A 15,771-nucleotide genomic window follows, 5' to 3' on the forward strand; every position below is an offset into this window, starting at 1 on the left:
GGGGGAAGGGGTTAGGCAGGGGTTGGTGATGGGGTTTACCAATGTGGGCAGTGCGGAGCAGGCGTTGACGGTGGCGCTGCGGTTGGCTCGGATTATTGGGTGAGAAAGGGCAGCGGAAAAGCGGGGGCATATCGGCGCTGCGGGCCCCTTCGACAAAGTGCCCTTACTGCTCAAGGCAAACTTGTCATCAAAGCGGCTGAAGGCATTCATATTGATATGGAAATTTTGATCGAGGAGGGTAGATGACGATTATCCGGAAAGGAGTTGTTGTATCTGGGGAGTATTCTGGATGGAACATATCTATTGATGACGATCGTGAAGGGGGAACAGGTGGGTATTACTTGTTTTTGACTAGTAGCGATGGTCGAGCTTTTAATTTTTGGTTTGAGCTAGAGTTGCATCTTGATAATCACCTTTCTGAGTTTGATATTGGTTGGTTGAGTTGAAGTAAGTTTATTTTGGATTGACTTTTGCAAGATATTACTCCTATCCGCACACGCATACCTACGAATAGGTTGCTGGCTATGGATTCGAGGGGAAGGGGCGAGGATAAATAATGATTGAAGTTCCGCAGTTGAATGAGTTACTTGTCGCTCATAATTGCTTGCACGCGATTGGTATTCAGTTGAACGAAGATGGGGTGGCTTATGATTTGTCTCTATCGATTTCGGACTCTGAAAAGGCAGGGGCTGATGTCGTGTGTATCAAATTTATTGATGTCAGCCATTTTACGACCAGTGGTATTGGCGGCGGGCTGACTCAGTTGATGCACATGAACGTGAGTAAGTTGGGTTCGGGTTTTGACAGAATGCGTTATCAATTGGTCGATCTTGAAGATAATAAGCTGTCATTTTACTTCTCATCATTTTCGGTTGAGTAGAGGGGGCCAAAGAGAGCTAGCCCGTGGTTGGAACTGTGGTGTAACTGGTCGTCTCAATGCAGTCAGGTGATGCAGGCATTTGGCAGGCCACACCCCCTGTGGCGAGGGAGCTTGCTCCCGCTTGGTTGCGCAGCAACCACAACCGCCCTCACACCGCTTGGCCTGCTCTCTGGAGCCGCTTTCAGCGCCCGAGCTTTTCCATCGTGGCATCGGCCAGGAAGGACGACCGGCTCTTGATGTTGTGCTCGCGGACAAAGCGGCCGATCTGCTGAATTACATAACCCAGCAAGGTAAGGTTGGGCTTCTTGGTCTTGCCCAGGTAAGGCGTGATGCCGATGTTCAGCATGTCTCAGACCATGCCTGCGAAATCGGGGTGGGGGATGGGTACATATCCGTTGCTGCGGTCACGGCGGCATATGGTTTCGCTCTTACAGCGAGTCACTTTGAAAAGCCCAAAGTAACCAAAGGCTTCTGCCCCTCCACTCGGTGCCTCGCCTAGGCTCGGCATGCCCGAACTCCGGCATTGATCCGTGGGCCGCCGCCACAGGCCATCCATGGCCTGGGGCGGCTAACCCGGCGTCCTGCCGGGTTACCCACGGCTCAATGCCTGCGTTCGGCCATCGTGGTTAAAGGGGCAGGAAGATCAAAAGCAAAAGCCAGATCAAAGGCCAAAGCAAAGCCGAGCGCGTTTTACGCGCTTCTTGAGTTCAATGGCGTTCAGGATCCTTGCGCTGTTCGCCACTGAATCACCTCCAGCACCGCGCAACCCTCCCGGGTGAGCAGCTGCACCCCTCGGGTGACCCGCGTCAGGTTGCAGTCGGCAATGTCTTTCAGGTTAAGCGTGGACAGCGTGTCCATCAGATCCCGTACCACGGTGAAACGATGGGCCGCACTGCTGGCCAGATCGCTCAGGGAGGCTTGGGTGTCGAGGTAGAAAACGGCTTGGTTGGCGTCGTGGGTGTCGACGGCGGTAAAGCGCGAAAGTGGCTGGTCAATCATCGGTACAGCTCCTGTGCAGGGAGCAATCACCTGGGTTGCCGACGACGAAGAAAATGACCGCTGTGCGCGCCTATGACGACCGGAGAATCACCGCGCACAGCCGTCATCACATTCTGTCGCGGGCACCGGAAAGGCGACTGCAAAGGTGTTTGGGACGCTGATGCTGCGTTGTAATTCGACCGGCTAAGGTCGTCGCGGATGTTGCTGCGAGGGAGAACTATAGGAGCGGAGGTTGGGACAGGCAACGGGATGCTGGAGGGGATATTTGAGTGAGTGTGTCCAGCGGCAGCATTGGCTCCGGTAAGAAAGTAAAGAGAGTTTAAATCGCGCCCTGCTTTTTAGGGAGGTATGAGAGGCAGCTATCGGCCAGAAGCAGACCTCAAAATGAGCCTATGAAATTAGGGGCGACTCAGCATTGGTGCCCCCATTAGAAATGGCTAGACACCTAAAGAGCTTATTTCAAATAGATATGTTGACGATACGGCTCTCTCACCTAATATTAAAAAACACTGTTTTGGTCTCAGTTCAGTTGCTAGAGGAGAAGATATTGGAATGTTTAGCTTCCAAACCTCAAAGCGAATGCCTTCGCCGTGCTTGTTCGTACTAGGACTGATCCTCGTTGCACTTTTGACTCAAAATTCGTACGCATCCAATCAGGGCACGAATGCCTTCTCAAATTTATTTCCGCTGCTGGCGCAGATATCCGATCAGAATCACCCTGTTAATCAACCACTTGAAACTGAAATAAATAAAATTGCTACTATTTTTTCGGCAATTGCCAAGGAACTGGATGGCATGGGCAAACCGGTACCTGCTCCTTTCCTGTCTTCCATTGATGCCTACCGGGAACAACTTCTGCGATCGCTTAACTTCACCAGCGCAAATGAGACCACGGCGCTGCTTAAGGAGGTCAGCGAGGACGCTGAAATCAAAAGAAGATATCTGGTAGCGACTTCTGGATTTTCCGCATTCGATCGACCGATGTTGGTAGTGGTTAGCGTTTTGACATTCCGTGGAGAAAAAAGCGAACCTGGCTATACAGTTACCTGTAATTCATTTCGTGATGTCATGGCGAAGGGGGACGCGCGATTCCCCTTCTCTTCAGACACTAACAATGCTTCTTTGCCCTTACCACCAGGCCGTTATCGGCTGCAAATTTATAAAGGACAGACATTGGTACACAGTCGAGACATTCGTGTGGGACTAAGTTCGAATACATCAGAGGAGGTAAAAATAGATGTCTCGAACTTCTAACGCCCCTCAGCCTGATGTCAAGCGTGTATGGATGCCACTTCTCTCCCTGTCGGCATGGATAGTAGCTACTTTCTGCTCAGGCTTCAGCTTTGCGATAAAGTTATCATCTCGCTCTGATATCGACGGGACCATTCTGCTCTGCGCAAATATATTAGTCGCCTTACTGGTTGGACTTCTAACCCTGTTTGCATACAAAAAGCGTGACCAGAGGGGCAAAAATATTTGGCTGCGGCTTTCCTACATAAGTGCCACGATATTTCTTATCACCTTTGCTTTATTCCTAATCCTTCGAGCGACCTGGACCTGCCAGTACACTTCGGATGTTCGACTTGTGACCGGCCCAACTCCTACCCTTGACTTATCAAATTACCTATCAACTTTCGAGCCTGCGAGCCAACCTTCCTGTTCTGACCTTCTTTCCGACTATGGTGGCGCTACCGATCGCATGTATTTTCAAAATGATTTGACTATACGCTTCGTTACTCTGGTACTCACTTTCTTCGCAATGTGGTGCTCATTGGCTTGTGCCGTTGTTTCAATAGCTTATGGCCTCGGCGCGAAAAAAACCACGTCGTACAAAAAACGAGGTGTGCCTTGATCGGTATAACGCGTTTTCCGATAGCGCCATTCGCCGTTCTTTTGATGCTGCTTTTGTCGATAAATGCTCGTGGTGATGATATTGGCGAAGCATTCGCACAAGCCCAGCGCATTGGCGCGCAACGCTGGAATGTTTCAACGGTAACCCTGCAGTCAGTAGAGGGAGAAAACGTCGCTGCTGGAACGGATGGCAACGTACTTGTGGGCCGCAACTTTGCTACACGATTTACGCGGGCTATGACACCCACCAACAGGGCTTTGGCCCTTGAGTTTGTCATGCTTCACGAAATGGTTCATGTGGCACAAAAAAAGGACATGCCGGACACGTCACCGGCCGACCCCGCACGTAAACCTTTTGAATGCCAGGCTGACATGCTGGCGTCCATGGCCATTCTTGATTCGATGTTTGAAGACAAGTCGGAAAACCCGGAAAAAGGACCAAAAGCAGTTTTGAGCACTGCGCGATTGCTTAAACAAGTTGGAGCTGGTGAAGAACCGAGTTTGCCAGTTTCCGCCAATGAGTCTGGCCATCTGAATAAACGTGAGCGTGCACTGGCTGTTCACTTCGGCTTTCTAAGAGCGTTGCTCAAGTGGTTAAATACTTCCGGACAACAAGGTGATCGTGTAGAGAAGTTACGCGCGACAACGCTCAGACTGCTAGGCCCGAAAAATAGCGAGGACGAGTACGACTGGAGCTTAGGTTTGTGCAATGCCATTACACGTAGCACTAAGGACGCTGTCGATGCAATTTCCTTGAATACAACCTTTGACTTAAACAATGATGTCAAGACGGCCGACTTCGACAAAAGCGAAAATCTTGTTTTCACAAACAACACATCCAGGACGTTGATCGTTCAACTTATTGCACTAACAGGAGGTTACCCAAAGGAATCTCCTGAGAAATATGAAGATTATATATTCACGGATGCCTCTTACGGCTCAGTAGAAATCGCCCCCCATTCAAAAGGCAAAATATCCACTGGATATAACTTTTCATCGCTAGACTCGGAACGTTACACTCCAATATTCTGGGACTATCCATTCGACAAAAACACCTTGATATCTGCCTCGTATACAGGCAGCGAAGTGCCAGATCCGAACTGCAATAGCGGCTGGAAAAATCTTGGGTCTAGCGAAATAGAGCAAATGGCCGCGGCGATGGTTAAAATCGGACTCGCAAGTAAAGATGGGTTTGCGTCTATTCTCGCAGCCCCGGTAACTCCAGGGCTAGATATTGCCGCCTACTACTCGACCACTAAAGTCCCTGGGGCTAAAGAGGTTATCATCTACCACAAATCATCCAATCCGTTTACATCAGCGGAACTCTATGATGGTGACGATTTCAAACAGGCAACACGCCTCTTCGAACAGACCGCTGAGGCCTTTAAAAAGCTATGTAGCACAGAAGGGGTAAAATTCTCATCCAAAGATACTGCGGACGGTTCCTCTCGACGTTTGCAGGTCGCCAATCTAACCGGCTACACCGAAGCTGACTTGATATTACATACACGTGTATACACTGAAAAATCCGGAAATATAACAAAAACCTATCAAGTTTCATGGAATATTTACGCCAAAGATTAACGAGTAGCATTGGCTGGAGAGGATCATGAAGTACAGGCTTGCGTTGCTTGACGACCATCCGACTACCCCTCTCTGCGGCCTCTATTGGCAATTTTTACGCATCCTTTTCTTCATATTCTATGGATCATCCATCTCGCTCGTGTCCTCCGCACAGGAATCAGAATGTAAAAATCCTTTGCTTATAGAAGAGCCGAGTACCTTGGGTATGCAATTTGCTGTTTCGTCGGACGGTACTTTGGTTGCAACCGATGCTGTAGACGGTTCTGGCGCTGTCATGGATATCACTGTCCGAAATTTAGCCTCTGGTGACGCTATTCGACGCTGGTCTTTCCCCAAGGAACACCTGCAGAAATTGTGTTTCGTCGATAAGAGCCGACTTCTGGTGGCCGGTAACAACTCAGGCACACTTCGTGTGCTTAATCCAGATACGGGCGAGGTTGTGACCAAAACTAGCGAAGCCGTGCTGTCTCCGATACTCGGTTTTGACTGTCCTGCGAATGGCGGTACTACGCTTACGCAATTTGCCGTTCCACGCGGAACGATAGAATGGCTATCGGCAAAACTGGAACCATCCGGAAAATTCGAGATCGGTCCCGGGACAACGCTGATAGCGTCAGCCACCCTGCAAAATCGAGCGCTAGTCCTAACAAAAACCGAGCTATCAGAGCAGCCTCCGGACTTACAGGATGTACTGAACGGCGAGGAAAAACCCACCACACGCTATGCACTACTCATGGTAAGCGCACAAAACAATGCGGTGTTGTGGCGCAATGAGTTAAACGTAACGCCGTGGGATACCGTCATGCTGGATTCGTCAGGCAGTGTGGGCGCATGGATGGATGAAGAGGGATATCTTCACATTATTAATGCACTCAACGGTGAAGAAACCGCGCGGTCACAACTTGCACCACTTTCATCCCCACGTTTTACCTTCAGCGAACAGGGGCGATTTCTCGCTATTTCAGAGTTGGGTGAATGGCATTCGTTTGTCGTTGATACAAGCTCCGGCAAAGTAATTGACCAGACACAAACGGAAGAGATTCTGGCCCTTCGAGAAGATGGTAGCCCCCGCTTACTGCGGAAGTCGGGAAACGAGGGTATTGAGATTTCCTCCAGCGGGACAGACGGCGCCGACGCACAGAGCATTCAGGGTCGCTTGCAGATCCCTTCGCTTGTTCCCCAGCCACCAGGCCGCCTCTTCCTCAGTGGCCAAAAGTTTGATTACTTACTCAAAATGAAGGACCGCAAAATTACGCAGCTTGTCAAGCCTTCCGAAGTGATTGTCACGCTTGCGGCGAGTATGACGTCAGAGAACATCTTGCGGATATACGAGCGGTCCGACGGTAATTGGTCTATCGGAAACCAAGATGGCAAGGATGAACCTGTGCGTCTCCCCCCAGACTCCAGAGGTCTGTCAGTCGCTACCCTAGGCGAAGGCTCTGGGCTATTGATGGCGTCCGTCAAGGCAGACGATCTTGAGCGAATCAAAACGGCCTTGGATGCGTGGTCCGATACGATAGGGAATGATGGTCAATTGTCTGAGCTGAGCAGCGTACTGGTCTCAACCAATACCACGCTCTACCAAGTAGAATTTACGGGCGCAGTCAAGAAAATTAAATCATTCAAAGGAGCTGTTTCGGCTATGCAAATTAGCGATGATCAGAAATCAGTCGCTAGATTCCAACCTCCTCATTTACAAGTCTTCGATTCCCAAAGTGGCCGAAGCGAGTTCAAAACAGTCATTTCCGACGTCACGACTACTATCAAATTTTCCCCCTCCCATCCATGGATAGCCTTTACCCGTGACTCGAACATTGAAGTTAGAGACTGGCGCAACGACGTTTTGGTGACCAACATCACTCGTGACCGGGCACTGGGAAATGGCTTCGAATTTTCCACCGACGGGCAATCGCTCATTTACGCCGATGGAGCGACGGTACACATTACTTCGCTACTACCGCCCCGCCCCCCCAAAAAATCCGAGCAAAGCCAAAAAATCATCAACTACACGGCCGATGGCGCAGTTGAGTCAATAGCTGCGCTTAACGACAAGTTCTTTGCTGGCATATCTAGTTCAGGGGCAGTCAATATCTGGAAAATTGGGCAGCCTTTGCCCGTAGCGCGGTTGGTCTTTGAAAAAAATGGAGCATGGACGGTAATTGACGACAAAGGTCGCTTCGACACGTCCTCTATCGAGACCAATCACGCGGTCCACGTTTTCAGTAAGGGAAGTGCAGCGAATCGACTGACACTACGTGATTGTCGCAACATCGCTTGGGTTCCAGGGTTGCTGGACGAGGTACTCGGAGAAGTTATACCTGAAAAATGAACTGATACATCGCCTTAAGTTCATTCGCGTACATTCTCTGTTTGGAGAACCCCGTGATGGTGTAGTGGCCTAATACCCATATTACCGGCCTGACAGTTCGCATCTGGCCGGTAGTAGCCTGTGATGAACCGCTGCTATCGGCCGTTCTCTGCCTGTCATGTCTCCACTAATCTTGCTGCTCAAAAAGCGGGCACATGAATGGTTAAGTCGAATGCAAATAGGTGTGAGCCCCCCGCAATTACCCACCTGTGACCTGAAGATGGCCAAGAGCAAATTGTGGCTCTAAGGCATCCATTCAAAGTATCTGGTCAACCCATGTAACTGAGTGGTGATATGCAACGCAAAAGGGGTGGTTAGGTAGTGTGCAATTTCCCACTAGAGCGCCGGTAGTCGGTCCAACGCACAAATGCGGTCCATTTTCGGCGCATCAGCCATGGGGACGCGCGCGCCCGAATCGACATTGAATATGTCAATGTAACAACCGCTCAGCGCGCCCGGGTTGTCGACAATTCCTCCTTTGATCACGTAACGTGAGCCCGGCGTAAATTCGCTGACGAACGCTACGTTGCATGAGCGATTGGCGTTGGCCATGCCGCGCATTATCAGGTGCAGCGGTTTGCCGGCTTCAATCGGGAAAAAGCCTTCTGGCGTCGATACATTCTTGTAAACGGAAACCAGTTGCCGTCCCTGCCCACCCTGCGCAGTCGCCACGGCTCTGCCGTATTTGCAGCTGATGGCAGGCGCCTCGTCCAGAGACACGTGGTTTCGATGATTCTCCATCGACACCAATTCGCTGCGGATAAGTGCCTGAGGCGCCCCTGCAGGCACAAGGTATTTCGGCACTGGGGCACAGCCTGCAAGCAGCAGAATTGAACACAGGTAAAGAGGTTTCATAATTTCCTTATTGATGTGGGAGCAGGGCGGTATTAACTAGCCTGATGAAGCTCCCTAGTTTATTAGGTGGGGGAGCGGCCGCTCTTGGCTGATTGTGTTGAAAAGTTCGGTCCTTCCAGACTGCTCGCGTACAGACTGCTGAAAAAGCCTTTTTTGCTCGCACCTACGCGAAGTTTGAGCCTGGAATTCTCTGTTCAAAGTAAAGATTTCAAACTCAAGCCTGTACTTTTCTGTCTTGGCACACATGGCCGATTTTCTCAACAAAATCGGCCGAAATCTGTCCATCACGAATGTTAGTAAGATGGCTGTTTGCTGTTTGCGGTGATCATTGCTGTACGCAATATTTTCGCATTCGTTGATTTGCCCTTTTGTTCAGTCAGGGCGAAGGCGGCATACGTGCGTCGGCCAGTATTTTCAAGCCGGACCTCGATTCAACGTTGCCAGCAGGCCGTGAAACGCTTGCACACCTCAAAGCGCTGATCCAGATCGGCCATGCGTGCCTGATGTGCGCTCAGTGTTTCCTTCAGCAGTGCTTGCTGGGTTCGGTAGTAGTACTCGAGCATTTCATTATTGGTCGACATTGCCTTGCTACGGTCGGCCGCTTCGCTGTCGGGCAGCAGTTCCTTGATCGCCGGGGTGTCGAGCAGACCCAGACGGTTGCCGTAGTAATCCTTGTACAACTGCAATGAACGGGCCTTGGTGCTCCTCATCTCATTGGCGAACTGCTCCAGGTTCTGCTGATACTCAGTCCAATAGGCATCGGGCAGGCTGAAGGCGAGGCGCTGTTTGCGTTCCGCTATCGATTTGTCGAGCAGTGTTTTCTGGACCGAAGGGGAATCGTCGGCGTCGGGCTTCATTTTCGCGACGACACTCGCGTCGACGATCTGCGCGATCAGCGCTGCACGTTCCGCTGACTGCGGTTGTGCTTCGGCGGGCTTGGGGAAAATAGGGTTGTGGCCAGCGCAGGCGGGCAGGCCTTTGTTGGTCAGCACGATCGGCGAGCGCACAGTCTTGCCATCGATCTGGCGCAGACGGCTAAGGGTGACCTGGCAAGTGCGACCTACTTGGCGGAAGTCCGCTTCGTACTCGCCGCCGCTCTGCGGGGTAAAGTTGAACCCCACGGTGCACACGCTGCCGGTGCTCAAGGTATTGGCTCGCGCGAATAGCTCATGACCCGGTTGCAGCCGCACCTCCAAGTAGGCCTTGGCATCCTCGGGTGCAGCGGCACTCATGGCTGCCCGTCGCCGGGTATTGGCGCTGAACAGGTTATTGAGCAGCCCCGTGGTTTGGCCGCCGCAGTGTTCGGCATCGAACAAGTCGAGCGTCGAGCTGTCACTGCTGCTGATAAAGCGCAGCTTCGCCGCATCGGGTGCACTGGCGTCCGGGTAGGAACCGTTGAAACTGCACCCGCCAAGTAACAGCGCGGCAATGCTTACAGCGCCACGCACGCGCCATTGGGAAAAACAGAACATGTTGATAGATCGTCCTTGATGCACGGGTGGGCGAAAGGCCATCATGCTAAAGAAGGCAGTCGCCGCCGTCCAGCGCGCCTGTCGTCCCTGAATTTTTTTGGGGATTTTCTTTGTCTCCCACCGAGGTAGCGGAATGCTTGACTCGCGCAACATCTTTGCAATCGGCCTGATCGGATTACTGGCTGGTTGTTCGTCGATGCCAGCTCAAATGGCGTTGAATTCGCCTGTTTATAACGCGCAAAACGCGGGTCTAGTGGTCGGCACGCTGCTGGAAGGCGGCCCCTACGGAACCTACCTTGAATTTCGCGATATCAAGAGCGACAAGACTTATGGCTGGGGACCCAAGGATGATTACTCGGCATGGCTACCTGCCGGTGACTATGAAGTGAGCCGCCTGGGTCACCGTCGCGGGGTCATGGGGGCTTACTCCAAACCGCTGCGTTTCACCGTCACCCAAGGGCAGCTCAATTACCTTGGCGAGATGGTCTACGGCTGCTCGGCCGTCGCGCAACCGGCTGCGGTGTACGGCGTATTGAACTGCGGGGTCCTAGCGCTTGGCGAATGCACCGTCCCCAGCCCTAACGTGAACGTATGCGTGGTGGATCGCCAGGATCAAGCGATCAGGCATTTTTTGCAGCAACACCCCGAGCAAGCCCCTTTGCCCGTGCGTAACGCGGTCATGTCGGCAGCAGCCTCTGGATCGAGCGTCCGCTTTCCCTAGGTTTTGTGCGAAAAGTCGGTGTGGGTGGAATTACCGCCATGATTGGCTGAAGGCCCACATGACAAGGCTCTACGAACTCCCCGACGCATCGTGGGAATTGATCAAGATCTGGTTTCTCCAGAGCAGAAACTGGGTCGTCCATGTAGCGATGATCGTCTAGTACTCCACTGTGGGTTCTGTGCTCGGGCGCTGCTTGGCGCGACGACGGTACGTTTGACCGGATACTGGAGCGCTTGCACATCCAATTGAACCGGGAAGGGCTGATCGATCTGGACACCTGGATGATCGACTCTACTGCGGTACGTGCAACCCGAGCCTCTTCAGGAACCGGAAAAAAGGGGGGCTGAAGAACCACTGGATCATGCGTTGGGCCTAGTCGAGGTGGCCTTACTACCAAGATGCACATGATCTGTGACGCCAATGGCGTGTCGTTACGCTTCATGCTTTCTTCAGCCAAGCCAGCGATATCGCCCATGCACAACCGCTGCTGGATCAGGTACGAATTCCCGGTAAGCCGGGGCGACCACGCAAGTGCAGTCGCTGGTTACTGGCTGATAAAGGCTATGACGCAGAACACCTGCGTCACTACTGCGACCGGCATCGAATGCAGCCGGCGATCCCACTGCGGGCTATGCCACGCAAGCCCCGGCTCTTTGATCGTAGAAAGTATCGGCAGCGGAACATCATTGAGCGGATGTCTGGTTGGCTAAAAGAGAACCGCAGGATAGGCACCCGCTACGACAAATTGGCCAAGAGCTTTGCAGCTATGGTCACCTTGGCTGCAGCCTGCGTTGTATGCGGCAGTACTTTCGTACAAAACCTGCATCGTCCCTTCACGCGGACGGCCACGAGTGAGCAATGGCAACCGCTACTCAGAATGGCTGTTTCGAACGCTGAAATACTGCTCGAAACGGCCCAAGGATGGCTTTGCAAATTTCGACGCCGCTCGCAGCCGGGTGCGAGATTTTATCCGCTGGTACAACCATGAGCTCCGCCACAACTGCATCCGCTTCGTACCCCCTTGCGCAGCGTCATCGCGGCGAGGATCAAGAGGTGCTGGCCATGTAGCAGCAAGTCCCTTATCGACCTAAGCATCGCTGGTCAGGTGCGACGCGTAATTGGCAGCCCATCGGCGCCGTCACACTCAATCCAGAACGGAAGTAACAGGCCCTGAAAACAGTGACATAACAATACGACTGACGTAATAACAAACTTGCAAAGCGCTGGTGGCGAGTGTAGAAGGTGGAAAAATTTCTGGAAGTGCCGAAGTACATTTAAAAAATTAGTAATAGATGGAGATGATGATGGCTGAAGGGAATCAGGCTATTGGGGAAGTGTGGGCGTTAGTTGGTGGTGGTAGTGGCAGGCGCGGAACTAATGATCGCCTTGTTTGCCCCCGTTTACTTGCCGATCAGCACGGCATGAGTGCTCTCTGTTACGCCCGTGTGTACAGGGTGGCGTATGCGTGAGTTCATGAAATTCGATGCGGCGGAACCTGCTTTAGTTGCCCGTAGGCGCACCGCCCGTGCTTTGTGTTCCACCATCAGCAATAACCCTGATGGTCGGGAGCCGCTTTATAAACTCCTGTTTGGATCAGTGGGTGAGGGGTTTGAACAGTGGGGCAATTTCTTTTGTGAGTTTGGTTCGAACATAAACATTGGTGACGGTGTTTTTATTAATGCCAATGGGGTGTTCCTCGATGCGTTTGAAATAAACATCGGGAACCGTGTGTTTATCGGGCCTCATGTCGGTATTTATACCTCTAACCATGCCAAGGATCTTGAGCAGCGGCGTCGTTATATAGAATTGGGTGCACCTGTAGTCATTGAAGATGATGTATGGATTGGCGGCGGCGCAACAATCTTGCCGGGCGTCACAGTGGGTAAGGGGTCAATTATCGGTGCGGGTGCTGTCGTGGCAAAGTCGGTTCCGCCACACAGTAAAGTGCTGGGCGCTGGTTCTCAGGTTTATCCGATCTAATCAATAGAGGGCATAAAGGGATGTTTGTCTATCAGTCACGCGTGAAAGACCAAATTGTTGGCTCTGTTAAAGATGTCAGTGTTCATGCAGAGGGTGGCATCTACACGGATGCGATTTCGGGCATGTTTAACGTACCGTTCGGGTATTCGTGCGACCCCATCAAGCAGCATATTTCCAAAACGTTGACGGATCTGCCTTTCCACCCCAAGGATCATTTCTATTCGTCCGAGCTGTTTGAAACTTCAGAGCTGCTGCTCAAACGCGCCAAGATGGAAGATGGCGGCTTGCTGTATGTCAACAGCGGCTCGGAAGCCATCGAGTCGTCGATTGCCATGGCCTTGGAATATCACCAGCGCAAAGGCAATACGTTCAAGAAGAAAGTGATCTGCCGCAAGCACTCCTATCACGGCGCCACCTTGGGGGCCCACAGTATTACCGGCAGGAACGATTTCAAGGACCTGCGTTGCAGCGGTTACGACACGATTCGGATCAACCCGCCATTCCCTGTCGTTCACGAAGGTCAGGCGTTGGAAATGCACAGCGTGGCGGATGTGGAGAATATTATTCTTCATTATGGTGCGGAGCAGATCGCTTGCATTATTTTCGAGCCGGTCAACCATTTGAAGGGGATGCGGCAAACTCCCCGCGAGTACCTGATCGGTATTCGTGAACTGTGTGACCGTTACGATATTGTGATGATTACTGATGAAATCGTGACCGGCGCCTCTCGAACCGGAGAGTTCTTGAATACCCATCAGTTTGGGGTTTCTGCCGATATCGTCGCGCTCGGGAAAGGCATCAGCGGTGGTTATTACCCGGCATCCGCTATGGTGACATCCCATAAAATCGCCTCGGTGTTTGACAAGCCAGAGCCGTGGATCCCGTTTTCCTACTCGCATACCTATGCAAGCAACCCGGTTTCGATCGCGGCCATCAATGCGTCGATGCGCGTGCTGGAACAGATAGAGGCCGCAGGGCAGTTACAAAAACTCATTACAAAGACTCAGGCGCTGTGTCAGGAAATCGCCGGGAATGAGCGGATCGCCCGAATTGAATCCCACGGCTTGCTGATCGGCATAACCCTGGACTCAAGCCTTGGGGAGCAGGCAGGCAAGAAATTGGGTGGGCTGTGCTTTGAAAGGAAGTTGATTATCCGAGGTGAGGAAGATTGGGCTTGCCTGGCGCCCGCCTACATCATGTCAGAAGAAACGCTAAGTGACGTGTTCGAGGTGTTGAATGAATCAATTAGTCAGTTATGACCTCGAGCCAGTTGCCAGCCTGTTGACGCCGTTATATGGCATTCGTCAAAGCGTGCATAAACGGAAGGCGTACCTGACGGCCGATGAGTATGTGCGTGCCAATGAGGAAATTGAAGTCGGTATTGCCGAGTCGTCGAAGTGCCAGACGATCAACGAACTGTCGGTAGCCATCGCCAGACAATTTACGCCGTTCTATTCAGACGTAAGGGTCTGCCTGGAGCGGATTCATGAAATTGCCGGTTACGGAACCCTGGCATCTTGCCTGTCGTCACTGAACATTGCCGAAGCACTGTTTGCATTGGAACTCTGCAATGCGGCAGGGGTGGCCAATCAGGATCTGGTGATTGGCAGGGGGCATATTGCGCCATTGTTTTATGCTTATCGTCATGTGCTCAACGGTATGCCTTTGGCTTTTTTGGCTGCGGTTCACGACAAGATTCCGGCTGTTGTCAATAAACACTACGGTTTTGCCTACAGCATGCGGCATAGCCTGGGCGAGGGAGTGGGCATTGCGCTGGGGCGGGCGAATACCAATCGTGATGCACGTGTTATCTGTGTGGCGGGTGACGGTGAGTTGAACGAAGGGGTGTCTTTCGAGGCGATTCGCCTGATTGGCGAACTTGAGGTCAAGAACCTGACGTTGATAGTGGACAACAATGGCAGAGGGATTGACCCACTTCCCGGGAAGTTGAGGCCGGAGTATTTGGCCGCCTACTTCTCTGATGTTTATGAAGTGGATGGACACGACACCCAGGCGATCAGTGAACACATTCGCCAGGCAGAGAAGGACCATCGGTCGGCCGCGATCATCTGTCATACCGAAAAAGGCGTTCACTCCTTCAAACGTGCCAGCCATCAGAGTTTGATGACGTCAACGGACGATCAGCAGAAGAATGATCTGAGGAAAGCTTCCAGTTGCAGTCGAACGGCCGACATTATCGAAGAAGTTCGGTCAGGGGCACCTGTCCATGTATTCACCGCGGATCTGGCCGCTCGGTTTGGCCTTAAGTCATTGTCCGGTTATTGCAACACCGGCCTGGCCGAGTCAGCGTTGCTGACCTGCGCGATGGGGTGCCCGGATGATGAACTGAAGTTTGTCCTGACCGATGACAAGTATTACCTCAACGCGATAGATGTACTGCACTCTGCTTTGATTGCCTGTCGTAATTTGCATGTCATTGGCGCTCGGAAGAACGGTGTGTGGGGCGGCGCTACGTACGCCTCAACCGTATTCAGCTTGCTGACGGAAGAAACCGTATACGAACTGACAGACCCTCTCGATCTGTTGGCCTGTATTCATCGGCAGAAAGCACTGGGTGGAAACGGCCTGTACTTAATGTACGACCAGCCCATGGAAAGAGTGTGTGCCCTGAGAGAGAAGTACCGGAAGCTGTCTGAAGATATCTATATTTTTCAGCCCGAGTTTGCCGCCGGTTCATTGATAGTGTCATCGGAGTCGATGGCGTACGAAGCCTTTCAGGTCGCCACGACAAAAAGATGCACACATATTCGTTTTCTGTCCGTTCGGCCGGATCTTGAGTTGGTTAAAGAGATGCTGAGCCAATGTGCCGAAATTATTGTCGTAGAACATAACAGTGGTCGCTTCAACCTGGCTGAATACATTGAGTCCAGGTTGCTGGTTCGAGTTCGCAAGGTCTTCGGTGATGCCTATGAGTGGCCAACAATCGAGACTTTCCAGGCAAATGTTGCACCTCAAGTACTGGGTGCATTGTTGGCTGACCCGCCGTACGCATTAGTTAATTAGACTCCGCACGTTTAAATGCAGTTTCAACTATTTATTG

Annotated in this window: 12 protein-coding genes and 3 pseudogenes; 11 read left to right on the forward strand and 4 right to left on the reverse strand. The window is 52.0% G+C overall.

Annotated features, from left to right (window positions below):
- Nucleotides 1-242: 242 nt before the first annotated feature.
- Both GV819_RS30585 and GV819_RS30590 read left to right on the forward strand, forming a co-directional pair.
- Nucleotides 243-446, forward strand: a complete 204-nt coding sequence (locus GV819_RS30585) for a hypothetical protein (RefSeq protein WP_161759759.1) — start codon at nt 243-245, stop codon at nt 444-446.
- 110 nt (nt 447-556) lie between these two features.
- Complete coding sequence (locus GV819_RS30590; protein WP_161759760.1) at nt 557-880, forward strand: hypothetical protein; 324 nt, start codon at nt 557-559, stop codon at nt 878-880.
- Nucleotides 881-1,061: 181 nt separating this feature from the next.
- On the opposite strand, the pseudogene GV819_RS30595 reads toward GV819_RS30590, so the two are convergent.
- A pseudogene (locus GV819_RS30595) lies at nt 1,062-1,226 on the reverse strand (type II toxin-antitoxin system HicB family antitoxin); the annotation flags it as partial.
- A gap of 371 nt (nt 1,227-1,597) precedes the next feature.
- Nucleotides 1,598-1,879: a hypothetical protein gene (locus GV819_RS30605; RefSeq protein ID WP_161759763.1), complete on the reverse strand. Its 282-nt coding sequence runs from the start codon at nt 1,877-1,879 to the stop codon at nt 1,598-1,600.
- 552 nt (nt 1,880-2,431) lie between these two features.
- Here GV819_RS30605 and GV819_RS30610 point away from each other — a divergent pair.
- From GV819_RS30610 to GV819_RS30620, 3 genes are all read left to right on the forward strand, one after another.
- Nucleotides 2,432-3,133 carry a hypothetical protein gene (locus GV819_RS30610; protein ID WP_161759764.1) on the forward strand — a complete coding sequence of 234 codons (702 nt, stop codon included), beginning with the start codon at nt 2,432-2,434 and terminating at the stop codon, nt 3,131-3,133.
- A 594-nt stretch (nt 3,134-3,727) separates the two neighbouring features.
- Nucleotides 3,728-5,314 (forward strand): hypothetical protein, encoded by a 1,587-nt coding sequence (locus tag GV819_RS30615; RefSeq protein ID WP_161759765.1) that lies wholly within the window; start codon nt 3,728-3,730, stop codon nt 5,312-5,314.
- A 25-nt stretch (nt 5,315-5,339) separates the two neighbouring features.
- Nucleotides 5,340-7,643 (forward strand): WD40 repeat domain-containing protein, encoded by a 2,304-nt coding sequence (locus GV819_RS30620; protein ID WP_161759766.1) that lies wholly within the window; start codon nt 5,340-5,342, stop codon nt 7,641-7,643.
- A gap of 375 nt (nt 7,644-8,018) precedes the next feature.
- Here GV819_RS30620 and GV819_RS30625 read toward each other — a convergent pair whose 3' ends face one another.
- Together GV819_RS30625 and GV819_RS33385 are read right to left on the reverse strand one after the other, a co-directional pair.
- Nucleotides 8,019-8,537 carry a hypothetical protein gene (locus tag GV819_RS30625; protein WP_178126137.1) on the reverse strand — a complete coding sequence of 173 codons (519 nt, stop codon included), beginning with the start codon at nt 8,535-8,537 and terminating at the stop codon, nt 8,019-8,021.
- 431 nt (nt 8,538-8,968) lie between these two features.
- Nucleotides 8,969-10,162, reverse strand: coding sequence for a hypothetical protein (locus GV819_RS33385; protein WP_256667670.1), 1,194 nt, complete (start codon nt 10,160-10,162; stop codon nt 8,969-8,971).
- Between GV819_RS33385 and GV819_RS30635 the strand changes: the two genes are divergently transcribed.
- The 6 genes and pseudogenes from GV819_RS30635 to GV819_RS30660 all read left to right on the forward strand — a co-directional run bounded on the left by GV819_RS30635 (nt 10,143) and on the right by GV819_RS30660 (nt 15,734).
- A complete protein-coding gene (locus GV819_RS30635) occupies nt 10,143-10,730 on the forward strand; it encodes a hypothetical protein (protein WP_161759767.1) in 588 nt (195 codons plus the stop codon). The two genes, GV819_RS33385 and GV819_RS30635, sit on opposite strands and share 20 nt — an antisense overlap.
- 58 nt (nt 10,731-10,788) lie before the next feature.
- Nucleotides 10,789-11,585 (forward strand): annotated as a pseudogene (locus GV819_RS30640) (IS5 family transposase).
- Nucleotides 11,543-11,894, forward strand: a pseudogene (locus tag GV819_RS30645) (integrase core domain-containing protein); the annotation flags it as partial. The pseudogenes GV819_RS30640 and GV819_RS30645, both read left to right, overlap by 43 nt.
- 297 nt (nt 11,895-12,191) lie before the next feature.
- On the forward strand, nt 12,192-12,710 hold the full coding sequence (locus tag GV819_RS33500; protein WP_161759768.1) for a sugar O-acetyltransferase: 519 nt from the start codon (nt 12,192-12,194) through the stop codon (nt 12,708-12,710).
- 20 nt (nt 12,711-12,730) lie between these two features.
- Nucleotides 12,731-13,969 (forward strand): aminotransferase class III-fold pyridoxal phosphate-dependent enzyme, encoded by a 1,239-nt coding sequence (locus GV819_RS30655; protein ID WP_161759769.1) that lies wholly within the window; start codon nt 12,731-12,733, stop codon nt 13,967-13,969.
- Nucleotides 13,947-15,734 (forward strand): 1-deoxy-D-xylulose-5-phosphate synthase N-terminal domain-containing protein, encoded by a 1,788-nt coding sequence (locus tag GV819_RS30660; protein ID WP_218579785.1) that lies wholly within the window; start codon nt 13,947-13,949, stop codon nt 15,732-15,734. The genes GV819_RS30655 and GV819_RS30660 overlap by 23 nt, the downstream gene beginning before the upstream one ends.
- Nucleotides 15,735-15,771: the final 37 nt, after the last annotated feature.

This window comes from Pseudomonas sp. Fl5BN2 (assembly GCF_009908205.1).
Taxonomy (GTDB): domain Bacteria; phylum Pseudomonadota; class Gammaproteobacteria; order Pseudomonadales; family Pseudomonadaceae; genus Aquipseudomonas.

Coding starts and splice junctions, on each gene's coding strand:
- GV819_RS30605 (WP_161759763.1), bottom strand. CDS start 1,879: ATGATTGACCAGCCACTTTCGCGCTTTACCGCCGTCGACACCCACGAC.
- GV819_RS30585 (WP_161759759.1), top strand. CDS start 243: ATGACGATTATCCGGAAAGGAGTTGTTGTATCTGGGGAGTATTCTGGA.
- GV819_RS30590 (WP_161759760.1), top strand. CDS start 557: ATGATTGAAGTTCCGCAGTTGAATGAGTTACTTGTCGCTCATAATTGC.
- GV819_RS30620 (WP_161759766.1), top strand. CDS start 5,340: ATGAAGTACAGGCTTGCGTTGCTTGACGACCATCCGACTACCCCTCTC.
- GV819_RS30635 (WP_161759767.1), top strand. CDS start 10,143: ATGCTTGACTCGCGCAACATCTTTGCAATCGGCCTGATCGGATTACTG.
- GV819_RS30660 (WP_218579785.1), top strand. CDS start 13,947: ATGAATCAATTAGTCAGTTATGACCTCGAGCCAGTTGCCAGCCTGTTG.
- GV819_RS30625 (WP_178126137.1), bottom strand. CDS start 8,537: ATGAAACCTCTTTACCTGTGTTCAATTCTGCTGCTTGCAGGCTGTGCC.
- GV819_RS33500 (WP_161759768.1), top strand. CDS start 12,192: ATGCGTGAGTTCATGAAATTCGATGCGGCGGAACCTGCTTTAGTTGCC.
- GV819_RS30655 (WP_161759769.1), top strand. CDS start 12,731: ATGTTTGTCTATCAGTCACGCGTGAAAGACCAAATTGTTGGCTCTGTT.
- GV819_RS30610 (WP_161759764.1), top strand. CDS start 2,432: ATGTTTAGCTTCCAAACCTCAAAGCGAATGCCTTCGCCGTGCTTGTTC.
- GV819_RS33385 (WP_256667670.1), bottom strand. CDS start 10,162: ATGTTGCGCGAGTCAAGCATTCCGCTACCTCGGTGGGAGACAAAGAAA.